At 73.0% G+C, this 13,766-nt stretch carries 15 protein-coding genes and 1 tRNA gene; 3 read left to right on the forward strand and 13 right to left on the reverse strand.

Annotated features, from left to right (window positions below; genetic code table 11):
• Positions 1-3: 3 nt before the first annotated feature.
• The 4 genes from ACLQ2S_RS09905 to ACLQ2S_RS09920 all read right to left on the reverse strand — a co-directional run bounded on the left by ACLQ2S_RS09905 (position 4) and on the right by ACLQ2S_RS09920 (position 2,600).
• A complete protein-coding gene (locus ACLQ2S_RS09905) occupies positions 4-336 on the reverse strand; it encodes a small basic family protein (RefSeq protein ID WP_093402419.1) in 333 nt (110 codons plus the stop codon).
• Positions 333-1,253 (reverse strand): DUF881 domain-containing protein, encoded by a 921-nt coding sequence (locus ACLQ2S_RS09910; RefSeq protein WP_155216228.1) that lies wholly within the window; start codon positions 1,251-1,253, stop codon positions 333-335. Before ACLQ2S_RS09910 ends, ACLQ2S_RS09905 begins: the two co-directional genes overlap by 4 nt.
• Positions 1,250-1,915: a CDP-alcohol phosphatidyltransferase family protein gene (locus tag ACLQ2S_RS09915; protein WP_155216226.1), complete on the reverse strand. Its 666-nt coding sequence runs from the start codon at positions 1,913-1,915 to the stop codon at positions 1,250-1,252. The genes ACLQ2S_RS09910 and ACLQ2S_RS09915 overlap by 4 nt, the downstream gene beginning before the upstream one ends.
• A gap of 262 nt (positions 1,916-2,177) precedes the next feature.
• A complete protein-coding gene (locus ACLQ2S_RS09920; protein WP_425701556.1) occupies positions 2,178-2,600 on the reverse strand; it encodes an SAM-dependent methyltransferase in 423 nt (140 codons plus the stop codon).
• Between the two features lie 229 nt (positions 2,601-2,829).
• Here ACLQ2S_RS09920 and ACLQ2S_RS09925 point away from each other — a divergent pair, with 229 nt between their 5' ends.
• Complete coding sequence (locus ACLQ2S_RS09925; RefSeq protein WP_155216222.1) at positions 2,830-3,042, forward strand: phosphatidylethanolamine-binding protein; 213 nt, start codon at positions 2,830-2,832, stop codon at positions 3,040-3,042.
• Positions 3,039-3,503 carry a hypothetical protein gene (locus ACLQ2S_RS09930; protein WP_309222933.1) on the forward strand — a complete coding sequence of 155 codons (465 nt, stop codon included), beginning with the start codon at positions 3,039-3,041 and terminating at the stop codon, positions 3,501-3,503. Before ACLQ2S_RS09925 ends, ACLQ2S_RS09930 begins: the two co-directional genes overlap by 4 nt.
• A gap of 6 nt (positions 3,504-3,509) precedes the next feature.
• Here the strand turns inward: ACLQ2S_RS09930 and ACLQ2S_RS09935 are convergent, their stop codons facing one another.
• Complete coding sequence (locus tag ACLQ2S_RS09935; RefSeq protein WP_230462423.1) at positions 3,510-3,710, reverse strand: hypothetical protein; 201 nt, start codon at positions 3,708-3,710, stop codon at positions 3,510-3,512.
• Between the two features lie 128 nt (positions 3,711-3,838).
• Here ACLQ2S_RS09935 and ACLQ2S_RS09940 point away from each other — a divergent pair, with 128 nt between their 5' ends.
• Entirely contained in the window at positions 3,839-4,486 is a 648-nt protein-coding gene (locus ACLQ2S_RS09940; protein WP_155216220.1) for a hypothetical protein, read from the forward strand.
• Positions 4,487-4,492: 6 nt separating this feature from the next.
• On the opposite strand, the gene ACLQ2S_RS09945 is transcribed toward ACLQ2S_RS09940, so the two are convergent.
• The 8 genes from ACLQ2S_RS09945 to fdh all read right to left on the reverse strand — a co-directional run bounded on the left by ACLQ2S_RS09945 (position 4,493) and on the right by fdh (position 13,553).
• Positions 4,493-4,678: a hypothetical protein gene (locus ACLQ2S_RS09945; protein WP_155216218.1), complete on the reverse strand. Its 186-nt coding sequence runs from the start codon at positions 4,676-4,678 to the stop codon at positions 4,493-4,495.
• 82 nt (positions 4,679-4,760) lie between these two features.
• Positions 4,761-4,958, reverse strand: a complete 198-nt coding sequence (locus ACLQ2S_RS09950; protein WP_425701557.1) for a hypothetical protein — start codon at positions 4,956-4,958, stop codon at positions 4,761-4,763.
• A gap of 45 nt (positions 4,959-5,003) precedes the next feature.
• Positions 5,004-6,758, reverse strand: a complete 1,755-nt coding sequence (selB, locus tag ACLQ2S_RS09955; protein ID WP_425701558.1) for a selenocysteine-specific translation elongation factor — start codon at positions 6,756-6,758, stop codon at positions 5,004-5,006.
• A gap of 2 nt (positions 6,759-6,760) precedes the next feature.
• Positions 6,761-8,065: an L-seryl-tRNA(Sec) selenium transferase gene (gene selA / locus ACLQ2S_RS09960; protein WP_155216212.1), complete on the reverse strand. Its 1,305-nt coding sequence runs from the start codon at positions 8,063-8,065 to the stop codon at positions 6,761-6,763.
• A 20-nt stretch (positions 8,066-8,085) separates the two neighbouring features.
• Positions 8,086-8,181: transfer RNA gene (locus tag ACLQ2S_RS09965), tRNA-Sec, on the reverse strand.
• A gap of 55 nt (positions 8,182-8,236) precedes the next feature.
• Positions 8,237-9,256 (reverse strand): NrfD/PsrC family molybdoenzyme membrane anchor subunit, encoded by a 1,020-nt coding sequence (gene nrfD, locus ACLQ2S_RS09970; protein WP_309222932.1) that lies wholly within the window; start codon positions 9,254-9,256, stop codon positions 8,237-8,239.
• Complete coding sequence (locus tag ACLQ2S_RS09975; RefSeq protein ID WP_155216210.1) at positions 9,253-10,287, reverse strand: 4Fe-4S dicluster domain-containing protein; 1,035 nt, start codon at positions 10,285-10,287, stop codon at positions 9,253-9,255. The genes nrfD and ACLQ2S_RS09975 overlap by 4 nt, the downstream gene beginning before the upstream one ends.
• Complete coding sequence (gene fdh / locus ACLQ2S_RS09980) at positions 10,287-13,553, reverse strand: formate dehydrogenase (RefSeq protein WP_425701579.1); 3,267 nt, start codon at positions 13,551-13,553, stop codon at positions 10,287-10,289. The genes ACLQ2S_RS09975 and fdh overlap by 1 nt, the downstream gene beginning before the upstream one ends.
• Positions 13,554-13,766 lie beyond the last annotated feature (213 nt).

Genomic DNA, 13,766 nt, shown 5'->3' on the forward strand with positions numbered 1-13,766 from the left:
AACCTACGCCCGGAACAGGTGCCGACGGATCGCCGCCACGTTCCCGAAGATGCGAACACCCAACACGACCACCACACCGGTGGACAACTGACCGCCCACCCCCAACTGGTCACCCAGATACACGATCAGCGCGGCGACCAGCACGTTCGAGATGAACGACACCACGAACTGCTTGTCGTCGAAGATGCGGTCCAGCTTCGCCCGGACCCCACCGAACACCGCGTCCAACGCGGCCACCACCGCGATCGGCAGATACGGCTGCAACGCCGCCGGCACCGTGGGATCCAGCCACAGCCCGAGCAGCACCCCGGCCAACAGGGCCAGCACCGCGATCATCGACCACCTCCGGAGGGACTGGGGGACGTACCCGAGCCGGACGACTCACCACCGCCCGACGGCGACACACTCGGACTCACCGCGGCTTCCGCGTAGCGTAGCCGCGGCTCCGGAGCAGCAGGCAGGGTGAGGTCATCGGCGTCACGCACCGCGAACGACAACCCGTTCACCTTCGCCACCTTCCGCATCGTCAACGCGCTGTAGCTCGACTCGTAGCGCTTGCGCATCCCACGCGGCCCGATCGCGGCCACCTCGTACGGCCCGGTCACCGGACGGAAATCCACCAGGATCGCCTTACCCGCGGACCGGATCGTCGACGTCGACGTCAACCGCTGCCCGTTGATCGCGATCGCCTCCGCACCGGCACCCCACAGATCGTTGGCCACGCTCTGCAGATCGAGGTAGATCACCTGCGCCGGGCCGACATCACCACCGTTGAGCGAACCCTGCCCACCCGGGCCGTCCGCCAACTCCACCACCACACCGTCACCGTGCACCCGCCCCAGCCCGGTGCTCGCCTCCAACTCCCGCAACCGGGCCGCGCGGGAACCACCCAACGCGGCCTCCCGCTGCCGGTTGACCTCCTCGCGCAACTCGTCGGCCCGCGCCGACAAGGCGTCGGTCTCACCCTGCCGCTGCTTGATCTGCGCCACCAGCCCCGACCGGGCCTGCGCCCGCCCCGGCTCCTCGGCCACCGTCTGCCGATAGGCCACCGCGAACAGGAAGCCGAGCAGCACGATGACCACCAGGCCGACCGGCCCCACCGACCAGCCGGAGCGGGCCGGCTGGCCGGTCTTCGCCCGCCGGGCCGCCGCGTCGGCATAACCCGGATCCAACGGATTGCTGAACAGCTCGGTGAGGAAGTCCGGGGTGAAGCCACGCCCCACGCGCCGGCCCTGACCGGGATCGTCGCTCATGCCGCCGCTCCTTGCCGACCGCGCACCGCTTGCACCAGCTGCCGGGCCTGGACCACGTACAGCGCGCCGGCGACCCAGTAGAGCGCCAGCCCCCACCAGGCCAGCGCCCAGCCCATCGCGCCGGCCACCGCCGTTGCCGACGGCACCACCGTGGCCAGCAACAGGATCGGGAAGGCGGCCAACAGCAGGAAGGTCGCCGTCTTGCCGACGTAGTGCACCGGCGGCGGCCCGTATCCGTGCCGTCGCAGCACCCCGAGCGAGCCCAGCAGCAGCAGTTCCCGGGCCAGCAGCGCGGCGGTGAACTGCCAGGGCACCACCTCACGGGCGGTGAACGCGACGAGGGTGGCGAGGATGTAGAGCCGGTCGGCGAGGGGGTCGAGCAACTCGCCCAGCCGACTGACCTGTCCCAGCCGCCGGGCGATCCAGCCGTCCACCCAGTCGCTGGTGCCACCGACGGTCAACACCACGATCGCGGCGACGTCGGCACGGGCCACCAGGAGCAGGTAGAGGAAGAGCGGGACACCGAGTAGACGGAGGAAGCTGATCAGGTTCGGCCAGGTGAGCACCCGGCCGTCACCCGCACGGGCCTGCGGTTGCTCCGCCCGACCCGACACCGAACCTCCTCCGCGACGCGCTCGGGCGCCGCAGCCCCCATCCGCCATGTGGCGTCGTACGCGTTGTCCAGCCGGCTGACGCCGGCACCCCCTGTGCTCCCCTGCGGGAGCGATCCCCTGACCCGTCGTCCATCGTCGATGATCACGGGCCGGGTCGAACGCGCTGCCACTATAACGGGTCGCTTTCGTGCTTTCGCTGCCCAGCGGGCTCGTGGCGGATGTCGGTCAGTGCGTCTGTGACGGGCGTCACCACGTGTAGGGCATCCTAGGATAATGGTGTGGGGTTGGGTCGGTTGAAGGGGCTCCGTGCTCACCCGGCCGAACGCACCGCCACCGCACCGTGGAAGGCGTCCGGCACCTGCGCCGGCTCGCCCTCGGGCCGCCAGTGGGGCACCGGCACGATCCCGTCCGGGGTGGGCGTCCACCGACCGAGCAACGGGACGCACGCGGCGGGCGGTCGCATCCGAAACGTCGGGCCCATCATCGCCACCTCGTGCACGTTGCCCATCGTCGGCACCCCGGCGCCGAACACCAGGAACCCGTCCACCCCGGTGGCGGCGATCGCGCGTACGGCACGGCCGAGAAAGGCGCGCAGCTCCCGGAAGACCGGAGCGCACGGGCCGTACGCCTGCTCGAAGGCGTGGGCGGCGGCCACGTCCACCGGATGGTGGTGCGCCCCGCCGAGCCAGAAGTCGATCATCCGGGCGGTACTCGGCTGCTCAGGCTCCACCATCGGCGACGTTCCTCCCAGGCGCTCTCCGAAAGGGTAGCGATGGGACCGGCTGGGCGGTATCACCCCGCCGGTCACGGCGGCCGGTGACCGGTCGGCGCGGTTGACGGCGGTCCAGGCGGGTAGACGGGCCGCGTACGCCACCGGTGATGACCAAAGACGGGTACCGACGCCACCGGCGAACACCAGGAGGGGTACCGACGCCACCGGCGACGACCAGGAGGAGACCACGATGCCAGGACCTCGCCCCGGCAGTAACGCCTACGACAAGCAACGCGCCCGCCTGCGCAACGCCATCGACGGCTCGGGCCGACGCACACCGGACCAGAAGGCCGACGACGCGGCCAACCGGATTCTGCAGGAGGAACAGGGCCGACGCGGCATCGTGCGGGGCGACCGCACCTACGGCCCGAAGGGCAACCGCGAGCCCGGAGATCCGAAGTGAGGGCGGCCGACCTGGCCGACGGCCTCATCGCCGGGGCCGTCGGCACGACCGCGCTGAACGTGGTCACCTATCTGGACATGACGGCTCGGGCCAGGCCGGCCAGCCAGACACCGGAGCGCAGCGCCGGAAGACTGGCCCAGGTCGGCCACGTGTCCCTGGGGCCACCGGAGCAGGCGGACAACCGACGCTCCGGCCTGGGCGCCCTGATGGGCTACGGGCTCGGCGCTGCGGCCACGGTCGGTTTCGCGCTGCTGGCCCGAGGCCGCCGACAGCCGGTGCTGCGGGCTTCGATGCTGCTCGGTGGCGGTCTGATGACCCTGGCGGACGGGTCGCTGACCCTGCTCGGGGTCACCGACCCGCGCACCTGGCGGCGCGCCGACTGGATCGCCGACATCGTCCCGCACCTCGCCTACGGGTTGGCTGCCGCAGCCACCTGGAACTGGCTGCGGCAGCCGGATTAGGGCCGGTCAGGAGTCGCTGTCGTCCTCGGCCACCGGTCGACCGCTGGGACCGTACGGTGACACCTGCCCGTGCGGCACCGGACGCCCGGCGTCGCCCCGCGACGAGCCACGGTGGCCGGGATGGCCCGCCGGATCGGGGCCCTTGTTGTCCTGGCTGGTCCCGCCGAGGGCGTTGCGCCGGAACTCCTGCTGCTGCGGGTTCGTCACAGTCCTCTCCCTTCGCCGGTACGCGGCACGACACCGCGCTCAACCTGCGGCTTACCCGCCGCCGTCGCCGGCATTCCGAGTCACCCACGGCGAGGGCTATCCGGGCCGCTGCTGGGTACTCCCCGAGGATGGGTGACCAACGGACGCTGGCGCGGACCCTGCTGACCCGCCGCACGTACGCCGAGGAGGCCGGCATCACGCTGGCCGACCGACCGGCTCCGCTGTACCAGTTGCTGGTGCTGGCCACCCTGCTCAGCACCCGGATCCGCGCGTCGGTGGCCGTGGCGGCGGCCCGGGAACTCTTCGCGGCCGGGCTGCGTACCCCGCAGGCCATGGAGGCGGCGAGCTGGCAGGAACGGGTCGACGCGTTGGGGCGTGGCCACTACCGCCGCTACGACGAGCGGACCGCGACGATGCTCGGCTCCGGTGCCCGACTCTGCCTGGACCGCTGGCACGGCGACCTGCGTCGGCTGCACCGGGAGGCGGACGGCGATCCGGGTCAGCTGCGTCGGCTGCTCACCGCGTTCCCCGGGATCGGACCGACCGGCGCGGACATCTTCCTGCGGGAGGTGCAGCAGGTCTGGCCGGACGTGCGCCCGTACGTCGACCAGCGGGCGGTGGCCGGCGCGCGGCGACTCGGGCTGCCCACCACGACGGACCGGCTGGCCGAACTCGTCGACGACGCCGACTTCGGCCGACTCGCCTCCACGCTGGTCCGGGTCGCCCTCGGCGAGGAGTCGGCCGGGCAGATCAGCCGTGCCGTGGCCGCCCGCTGAGGGTGGTCACTTCGCCGCGTCACCACCGGGTTTGGTCAGGTGCCACACCAGCAGCGCCGCCAGCAGCGCCAACACCACCAGCCCGCCGGAGAGGCCGCGCCCCTCCTCCGCGGAACGGCCGGTGGTGCCGAAGTAGATCACGGCGAGGCCGGCCAGCGCCGCCACCACCTTCCGGGTACCTCGGTCCTTCACAGGGGCACCGTACGGACGGCGACGGTGCCGGCCCGCGGTTACCGGTCCTCGTCCCCTCGATCGGGTGACCTCAGCCGCCCGCTCAGTCGACTTCCAGGTCGTCGAGGGAGATCTTGTGACTCATCAGCCACCGGGCCAGCGCCGCCATGCCGAACAGCCACAACGGCGCGGACTCGGTGGTGCCGTTGGTCGCGTAGATGGCGAACCGCAGATCCGGCGCACGGTACGCCTCGATCCGCCACCTGTGCTGCCGGTCCCGCCAGATCGCGGAGGGATCCATGCCGTCACGGTAGGTGCCCGGCGTGGCCGCCGGGCGGCGATGTGCTCAATCCACCACCACCCGCGCGTCGTCGGGGAGTCGACGGGTGAGTCCGCGCTGGTCCAGCAGTTCCAACAGCGGCACCGCCACCCGGCGGGTGGTGTCCAACGCCTGCCGGGCGGCGCTGAGCGTGAACGGCTGCGGCAGCCCGGTCAGCACCCGCACCGCCTGCTGCGGCGCGCCCGGCAGCAGCACCACGTTCCCGGTCAGCCTCAGCAACGCCCCGGCCCGCACCGCCGCACCGATCTCGCGGGTGCCGAGCCCGACGGCCGCGAGCCGGTCGGCGGCGGGGGCACGGAACGGATGCGCCGCGAAGTCCTCACTCACCAGGGCCACCGCGCGGGCCACCGGCTCGGGCAACGACGCCGTGCCGGGGGCCACGACCCGACCGGCGGCCAGCCGCAACGGTGGTCGGACCAGGGCTTCGACCAGGGCCCGGTCGGGCAGGTCCAGCTGGCGGCGCAGGTGCTCGACCGGAGCGCCCGGGGCCAGCGGATTCGTGCGGGCGTACTCGGTGACGGCGCGGGTGAGCCGGTCGCCGAGCCGCTGCCAGTGGTGCGGGTCGGCCAGCCAGTCCCCGGCCACCGGGTCGACCGTCACCGGCACGCCCGCCGTGACCAGGTCGGTGACCCGGGCCAGCCCTCGACGGCGCAGCTCACCGGCGGCGTCGGGGCGACCGTCCAGGGTGGCCAGCACCGCCGCCCGGGCCGCAGCGGCGCCCCGACGGGTCAGCGGCGGCGGCACCACGTCCAGCACGGTCACCCCACCGGCGACGTAGCGGCGGCCCGGATCGCGCAGCACCGCCCGGTCCCCCACCAGCAGCGGTAACGCCCGGCCCAGCCGGAGCCGGGCGGTGTCCGCGCCCAGTGGGCGGACCCGCACCGGCACCGCGGCCGAACCGATGTGCAGCGTCAACGTCAGCGGCAGCTCGGCCACCGGCACCCCGGTCAGTCGCACGTCGACCACGTCGGTGACACGGAACCGGCCGGGGGTGAGCAGGGCGTCACCACGACCGATCCGCTCCCGGGCCACACCGCGCAGGTTCACCGCCACCCGGGCCACCGGCACCGCCTCGCCGCACCCGACACCGAGCCGGTGCAGGCCCCGGATCCGCACCGGCTCGTCGCTGCCGGCCAGCTCCAGTTCGTCGCCGACCCGCAGCCGACCGGCACCGAGGGTGCCGGTGACCACGGTGCCGCTGCCCCGGACCGTGAAACACCTGTCGATCCAGAACCGGACCGCGCCGTCTGGCGCCGGGGCGGGCATCCGGTCGGCCAACCGGTCCAACGCGGCCCGCAACTGCGGCAGGCCCGCGCCGGTGACGGCGCTGACCGTCACCGCCTCCACGTCACGCAGCGGGGTCGCCGCCAGCTCCGCGCGCGCCTCGGCCAGGGCCTCCGCCGGATCAGCCAGGTCCGCGCGGGTCACCACCAGCAGGCCGTACCCGACGCCGAGCGCGTCCAGGGCGGCGAGATGCTCGGCCGACTGCGGCATCCAGCCCGCGTCGGCCGCCACCACCATGACCGCGGCCGGGACCGGGCCCACCCCGGCCAGCATGTTCGACACGAACCGCTCGTGCCCGGGCACGTCGACGAACGCGACGGTACGACCTGACGGCAGCGCCGTCCAGGCGAACCCGAGGTCGATGGTCATGCCCCGGCGGTGTTCCTCCGCCCAGCGGTCCGGTTCCATCCCGGTCAGCGCCCGCACCAGCGTGGACTTGCCGTGGTCGACGTGCCCGGCCGTGGCCACCACCAGCATGGTCAGTCGTCCTCCGGCACGGCCAGCACCGCGAGGCGTACGAGATCGTCGGCTTGTTCCGGCACGCAACGCAGGTCGAGCAGCAGCCGGCCCCGAACCACCCGCCCCAGCACCGGCGGGTCACCGACGCGCAGCGGACCCGCGTACCGTTCGGGCAGGCTCAACGCCCACGAGTCCAGCTCGACCCCGGGCGCGCCGCCACCACCGACCACCGCCACGGACGGCACCACCTCGACCTTGCGGCCGTCGGCGGTCAGCGCCTCCCGCAGCCGTTCGGTCCGCTCGCGCAGCACCGCCCCGTCGGCGTGCAACGCCCGGCGGGTGGGCGTGGCCGGATCAGCGAGCGTCCCCGCCAGGGCGGCCAGGGTCAGCTTGTCCACCCGCAGCGCCCGCGCGAGCGGGTGTCGGCGCAGCCGCTGGACCAGGTCGGCGGTGCCGAGCAGCAGCCCGGCCTGCGGGCCACCGAGCAGCTTGTCGCCGCTGGCGGTGACCAGCGCCGCCCCGGCCCGCAGCGTGCTGGCGGCATCCGGTTCGTCCGGCAGCAGCGGATCGGGAGCCAGCAGCCCGGAACCGATGTCGGCGACGACCGGCACACCGAGCCCGGCCAGCCGCCGCACCGGCACCGCCGAGGTGAAGCCGGTGACCCGGAAGTTGGACGGGTGCACCTTCAACACGAAGCCGGTACGCGGCCCGACCGCCGCGGCGTAGTCGGCGAGGGTGGTCCGGTTGGTGGTGCCGACCTCCCGCAGCCGGGCACCGGTGCTGGTGAGCAGATCGGGCAGCCGGAACCCGTCACCGATCTCCACCAACTCGCCCCGACTGACCACGATCTCCGCGTCGGCGGCGAGCGCGGTGGCCGCCAGCACCAGCGCGGCGGCCCCGTTGTTGACCACGTGCACCGCCTCGGCGTCCGGTACGGCGGCGGCCAGGGCATCCAACGCGTCACGCCCACGGCGGGCCCGCCGCCCGGTGCCCAGATCCAACTCGACGTCGGTGTACCCGGCGGCGGCGGTCACCGCGGCCAGCGCCGCCGGGGAGAGTGCGGCCCGCCCCAGGTTGGTGTGCAGCACCACCCCGGTGGCGTTGAGCACGACCCGGGGCACCGGCGACGGCAACGCGGCCAACGCGGCGTCGCGTACCTCGGCGGGGTCGATCTCACCCCGACGGGCCCGTTCCTGGGCCTGGCGTACCGCGCTGCGCACCCGGTCACGGCCGACGGCGGCGGCGGCCGCGACCAGCGGCGGCTCGGCCAACAGCACGTCGGTACGCGGCACCCGGCGTCGCGGGTCCGCGCCGCCGTCGCTCATCAGGTCATCTCCTCGTAGCCTGGCGGAGACGGACGGGAATCGAACCCGCCTGGCCCGGATCCCGGACCACACCGGTTTTGAAGACCGGGAGGGGCACCAGCCGCCTGAACGCCTCCACCGGCCATTGGATCACAGTCGGGCGGCGGGTGTGCGGCCGAGCCGACACCCCGGCTACCGGTCGGACTCGGCCGCCCGCCGGTCGAGGCGTTCCCGCTGCGGCACCACCGTGTACTTCGGATCGCGGGCCGAGGCGACCCCGGCCTGGAAGACACCGAAGCGGGTCGCGACCGACGCGGCCAGCAACGCGGCACCGGAGAGCGCCGACACCAGTCGGCTCCGCCGACCCAGCACCGCCCCGGCCACCCCGGCGACGGTCAGTGCCCGCCCGGCCCGCAGCAGAGCACCGGCCCGACCACTCCGGTAGGGCTCGCTCAGCAGGCCGAGGCGGTTCTCCAACCGGTGCGCGCCGAACAGTTCCAGCCCGGCACCGGCCACCGCCATCCGCCGCGCCGGTCCCGCCTCGGCCGCCGGCACGGCGAGCAGGCCGACTCCCGCGCCGCTGGCCAACGCGCTGCCCGCGAAGACGAACGGCAGGTCGGCGTACGCCTCGTGCCAGGAGGGCACGGCGGTGTCGGCCAGCAGCACCGCCGTGTACGTGCCCAGGGCCGGTGCGAGCGCCGCGGCGGTCAGCCCGGCGGCCCGCCCCGTCGGCGGCAACACCCGGCGGGCCAGCCCGAGCGGGCCCCTAGTGGGCAGCAGCGACGCCGCCTCGGCCACCGCGGCCAACCCGGCGGCCGGACCGTACGCGGTGAGGACCCAGGTGCCCATCGACATCGGCGAGGTCGGTTTCGCCACCCGCAACATGTGGTGGAACCGCTCCGGCCGCCCCAGGTCCTTGACCAGCAGCCCGGCGCTGGCGGTGATCGCGGCCAGCGCGGCGACCCGCCCGGCACGGCGGACCCGGGGCCGCCCGGTGACCTGCCCGCCCGCCGCCAGCAACGACGAACCGGCGGCCACCCCACCGGTGAACAGGTAGGCGGCGATCTCCCAGGTCCACACCGGCGGCTTCAGGATCGGTCGGCCGTAGTAGGAGGTGAACTCCGCCGGTGGCACGGCCAGTTCCTCACCGCCGCGACGCCCGGCTCGGAAACGGCGGAACCGGTCCCCGACGGCCGCCCGGTCCGGGTTCACCGCCGACCGCCGAGGAACGCACCGACCGCCGCCGCCGTCATGGCCAACGCAGCCAGCCCCGCCCGCCGCCACATCGCCGGCAGATCCGTGGTGGTGACCTGCGGATCCGGTGGCAGGCCGTACACCTCCGGCTCGTCGAGCAGCAGGAAGAACGCGCCGTCACCGCCGACACCGTCGTTCGGGTCGTGGCCGTAGAGCCGGGCCTGCGACTCCCCCCGCGCCCGCAACGTGTCGACCCGCGCGGCGGCCCGTTCCCGCAGCTCGTCGAGGGGGCCGTACTGGATGGACTCGGTCGGGCACGCCTGGGCGCACGCCGGGGTCAGCCCGGCGCCGATCCGGTCGTAGCAGAGCGTGCACTTCCACGCCCGCCCGTCCCCGACCCGCCGGTCGATCACCCCGTACGGGCAGGCCGACACGCAGTAACCGCAGCCGTTGCAGATGTCCTCCTGCACCACCACGGTGCCGAACTCGGTGCGGAACAGCGCCCCGGTCGGGCAGACGTCGAGGCAACCGGCCCGGGTGCAGTGCTTACACACGTCCGACATCATCAGCCAGCGGAAGTCACCGCGCCCCTCGGCGCTGCCGGTGCGCCCGGGTGGCCCGGCCGCCGGCATGCCGAGGAACTCGGGCGCCCGGGCGGCGTCCGGGCGACCGGGCAGCAGGCCCGGCTCGGTGCCGGTCGCCGTGGTGGTGCCGGCGGCGCAGGACGTGCCGGTCGGGTGTTCCGCGACCGGGGACGAGCCGTCACCGGCGGGGCGGTGCTGTTCGACGAAGGCGACGTGCCGCCAGGAGTTCGCCGTCAACGCGCCGGTGTTGTCGTAGGACATGCCGAGCAGGTCCAGCCCGGAGGTAGGCACCCCGTTCCACTCCTTGCAGGCGACCTCGCACGCCTTACAGCCGATGCAGACGCTGGTGTCGGTGAAGAAACCCATCCTCGGCGGCGCGTCGACCCAGCCGGCGGCGGTCGCCGGATCAGCCGCCCCGGCCGTCGACGGCGCGGGGACGGCGGGCCGGCCGCGCGAATCGACCATCAGCTGTTCCTCTCTGCGTCGCCGGTGGACTCGACCGGCACGCCGGGGGTGACCGCCGGCGGCAGGACACCCGGCACGATGCCGGCCCGGGTGCGGTAATCCTGCACGAGATCACGCAGCGCCGCGCCGGTGGGCCGACGCCCCGGCCGCACGTCACAGGTGCCGACCTTGCTCTCCTGGATCAGGACGTTCGGGTCCAGGGTGATGCCGAACAGGTCGTTGGCCGAGTCCCCGGTGACCAGCCCCTCGAAGCCGAAGTGGTACGGCAACCACACCTGGTGGATCACCCGACCGTCCACCGTCAGCGGCACCAGCCGATCGGTGACCAGCACCCGGGCCTCGATCGCCGCGCGGGCGCTGATCAGGTGCGCCCACCCGAGGTGGGTCAACCCGGCCAGCGCCGCCAGGTCCGGGGATACCTCCACGAACATCTCCGGCTGCAACTCCGCCAACGGCGCGACGGTGCGGCTCATCGCGCCCGCGGTGTGGTGCTCGGTGAGCCGGCTGACCGTGAACACGTACGGGAAGACCTGGTCGTGCTGCTGCGGCGGGCTCGGATTCGTCGAGTTCACCGGGTCGGCGTACATCTTGCGGGTCGGGTTGGCCTGCTGCCCGTAGAGCGGGTTACGCACCGGCGACTCGGCCGGCTCGTAGTGCGTCGGCAGCGGGCCGTCCAACACCCCGCTGGGCGCGTACAGCCAGCCCTTGCCATCTGCCTGCATGATGAACGGGTCGTCCCCGGCCAGCGCGGCCGGGCCGGTGGCCCCCTCCGGTGGCCGGTACGACGGCGGTTTCGTCACCTCGAAGTCCGGCACGTCGTGACCGGTCCACCGGCCGGCCTCGGCGTCCCACCAGACGTAGCGTTTGCGCTCACTCCACGGGCGGCCCTGCGGGTCGGCGGAGGCCCGGTTGTAGAGCATCCGCCGGTTCGCCGGCCAGGCCCAGCCCCACTCGGCGGCCACCCAGTCCTGCTCGTGACCGGGCCGACGGCGGGCCGCCTGGTTCACCCCGTCGGCGTACACCCCGGTGTAGATCCAGCAACCGATCGCGGTCGTGCCGTCGTCGCGGGCCTGGGTGAACGTCGATAACGGGGCACCGCTGGTCGTGTCGAACCCGTTGATCTCCCGCAGCACCGCCTCGGCATCCGGCTCGGCGTGTCGGCCGTGCGTGGGATAGTCCCAGGTCAGATCCAGCAACGCGCGGTCACGTGGGCGGGTCGAGCCGGCCAGCTTCTCCCGCAGCCGGCGCCCCAGGTGGTAGAAGAACCACAGCTCGGAGCGGGCGTCGCCGGGCGGCTCCACGGCCTTCTCCCGCCACTGCACCAACCGCTGGGTCTGGGTGAACGTGCCTTCCTTCTCCACGTGGGAGGCGGCCGGCAGGAAGAACACCTCGGTGGCGCACTCCTGCGGCACGATCTCCCCGGTGGCGACCTCGGGGCCACGCTGCCAGAACGTCGCACTTTCGATCATGAAGAGGTCGCGTACCACCAGCCAGTCGAGGTTGGCCATGCCCAACCGCTGGGCCCGGCCGTGCGCCGAACCGACCGCCGGGTTCTGCCCGAGCAGGAAGTAACCCTTCACCTTGCCGTCGATCATGTTCAGCACCTGCTGGTAGGTGCCGTGGTCGCCGGTCATCCGGGGCAGGTGGCCGTAGCAGAAGTCGTTCTCCTCGGTCGCCGCGTCACCCCAGTACGCCTTCAGCAGGCTGGCGGCGTAGGCGCGGGCGTTACCCCAGAACCCCTTCTGGCCGGGATGCCGGATGCTGTCCACCCAGGCGTCGAAGTCGGGATGCTTGGCGTGGTGCGGCATCGGCAGATAGCCGGGCAGCAGGTTGAACAGGGTCGGAATGTCGGTGGAGCCCTGGATGCTGGCGTGCCCGCGCAACGCCATCACCCCACCGCCGGGACGCCCCATGTTGCCCAGCAGCAGTTGGATGATCGCCCCGGTGCGGATGTACTGCACCCCGACGGTGTGCTGGGTCCACCCGACCGAGTAGATCAGGCAGCCGGTCCGTTCCCGCCCGGAGTTCTCCGTCCAGGCGCGCGCCAGCTCCAGGAACTTCTCCTGCGGCACGCCGCAGACGCGTTCCACCATCTCCGGCGTGTAGCGGGCGAAGTGCCGCTTGAGGATCTGGTACACGCAACGCGGATGCCGCAGCGTCTCGTCCCGCAGCGGATGACCGTCGATCGGAGCGCCGTGCGACTCGTGCCGCAGCCCGGCCGCAGCGTCGCGCTCCTCGGCCGTGGAGCCACCGCCGGAGTCCCGCTCGTGGCCCGCGTACTGCCAACTGTCCTGCACGTAGCTGGCGGTGGCCGGGTCGAAACCGGAGAAGAACCCGTCGCTCTCCTCGGCGTCGACGAAGTCCTCGCTGATGATCGTCGCGGCGTTGGTGTACGCCAGCACGTACTCCCGGAAGTCCAACTCGTTGGTGAGGATGTAGTTCACCACCGCGCCCAGCAACGCGATGTCGGTGCCCGCCCGGATCGGCAGGTGCGCGTCAGCGACCGCGCTGGTACGCGTGAAGCGCGGATCGATGTGGAAGACCTTGGCCCCGCGCCGTTTCGCCTCCATCACCCACTGGAAGCCCACCGGATGAGCCTCGGCCATGTTGGAGCCCTGGATGACGATGACGTCGGCGTTCGCCACGTCCTGCTGAAAGTCCGTCGCGCCACCGCGACCGAAGCTGGCCCCCAGACCGGGGACGGTGGCGGAGTGTCAAATACGGGCCTGGTTCTCGATCTGAAGCGCCCCCATCGCGGTGAACAGCTTCTTGATGAGGTAGTTCTCCTCGTTGTCCAGGGTGGCCCCACCCAGGCTGGCGATCCCCAGCGTGCGGTTCAGGGGCCGACCCTCGGCATCGACGTCCTCCCACGTCTCGTCCCGGGCGGCGAGCACCCGGTCGGCGATCATGTCGAGCGCGGTGTCGAGGTCCAGGTCCTCCCACTCGGTGCCGTACGGCCGCCGGTAGCGGACCTTGGTCTGCCGCAGCGGGCTGGTGACCAGGCTCCGACTGGCAGCGCCCTTCGGGCAGAGCCGCCCTCGCGAGATGGGGCTGTCCGGGTCGCCCTCGATCTGCGTGACCTGGCCGTCGGTGACGAAGACCCGCTGCCCGCAGCCGACCGCACAGTAGGGGCAGACGGACCTGGCGACCCGGTCGGCGTCCTCCGTGCGGGGGGTCAGCTCGGCGCTGCGGGTCGAGCGCGCCGCCGCGCCCCGGCCCAGCGGGTCGGTGCCGGTGAGTTGCCGGTAGACCGGCCAGCCCAGCATCACGTCCCGCAGTCCCACGCTCGACACCTCCCGATGTCGACCTTAGGACAGCGCGCCGGGATCGGCGACCCGCCTACCGGAACCGCACAGAACGCCGCCCCCGGCCCGAGATCGGGCCGGGGGCGGCGAGGGTGCCGGTGTGCAGGTCGCCTCTCGGCGAGTGGCGCGACGCGGCTCCAGCCGAACGGTATTCCGCGAAGGCAATTTAGGTGA

Origin of the sequence: Micromonospora sp. DT48 (assembly GCF_049844495.1) — a bacterium.
Lineage (GTDB): Bacteria > Actinomycetota > Actinomycetes > Mycobacteriales > Micromonosporaceae > Micromonospora.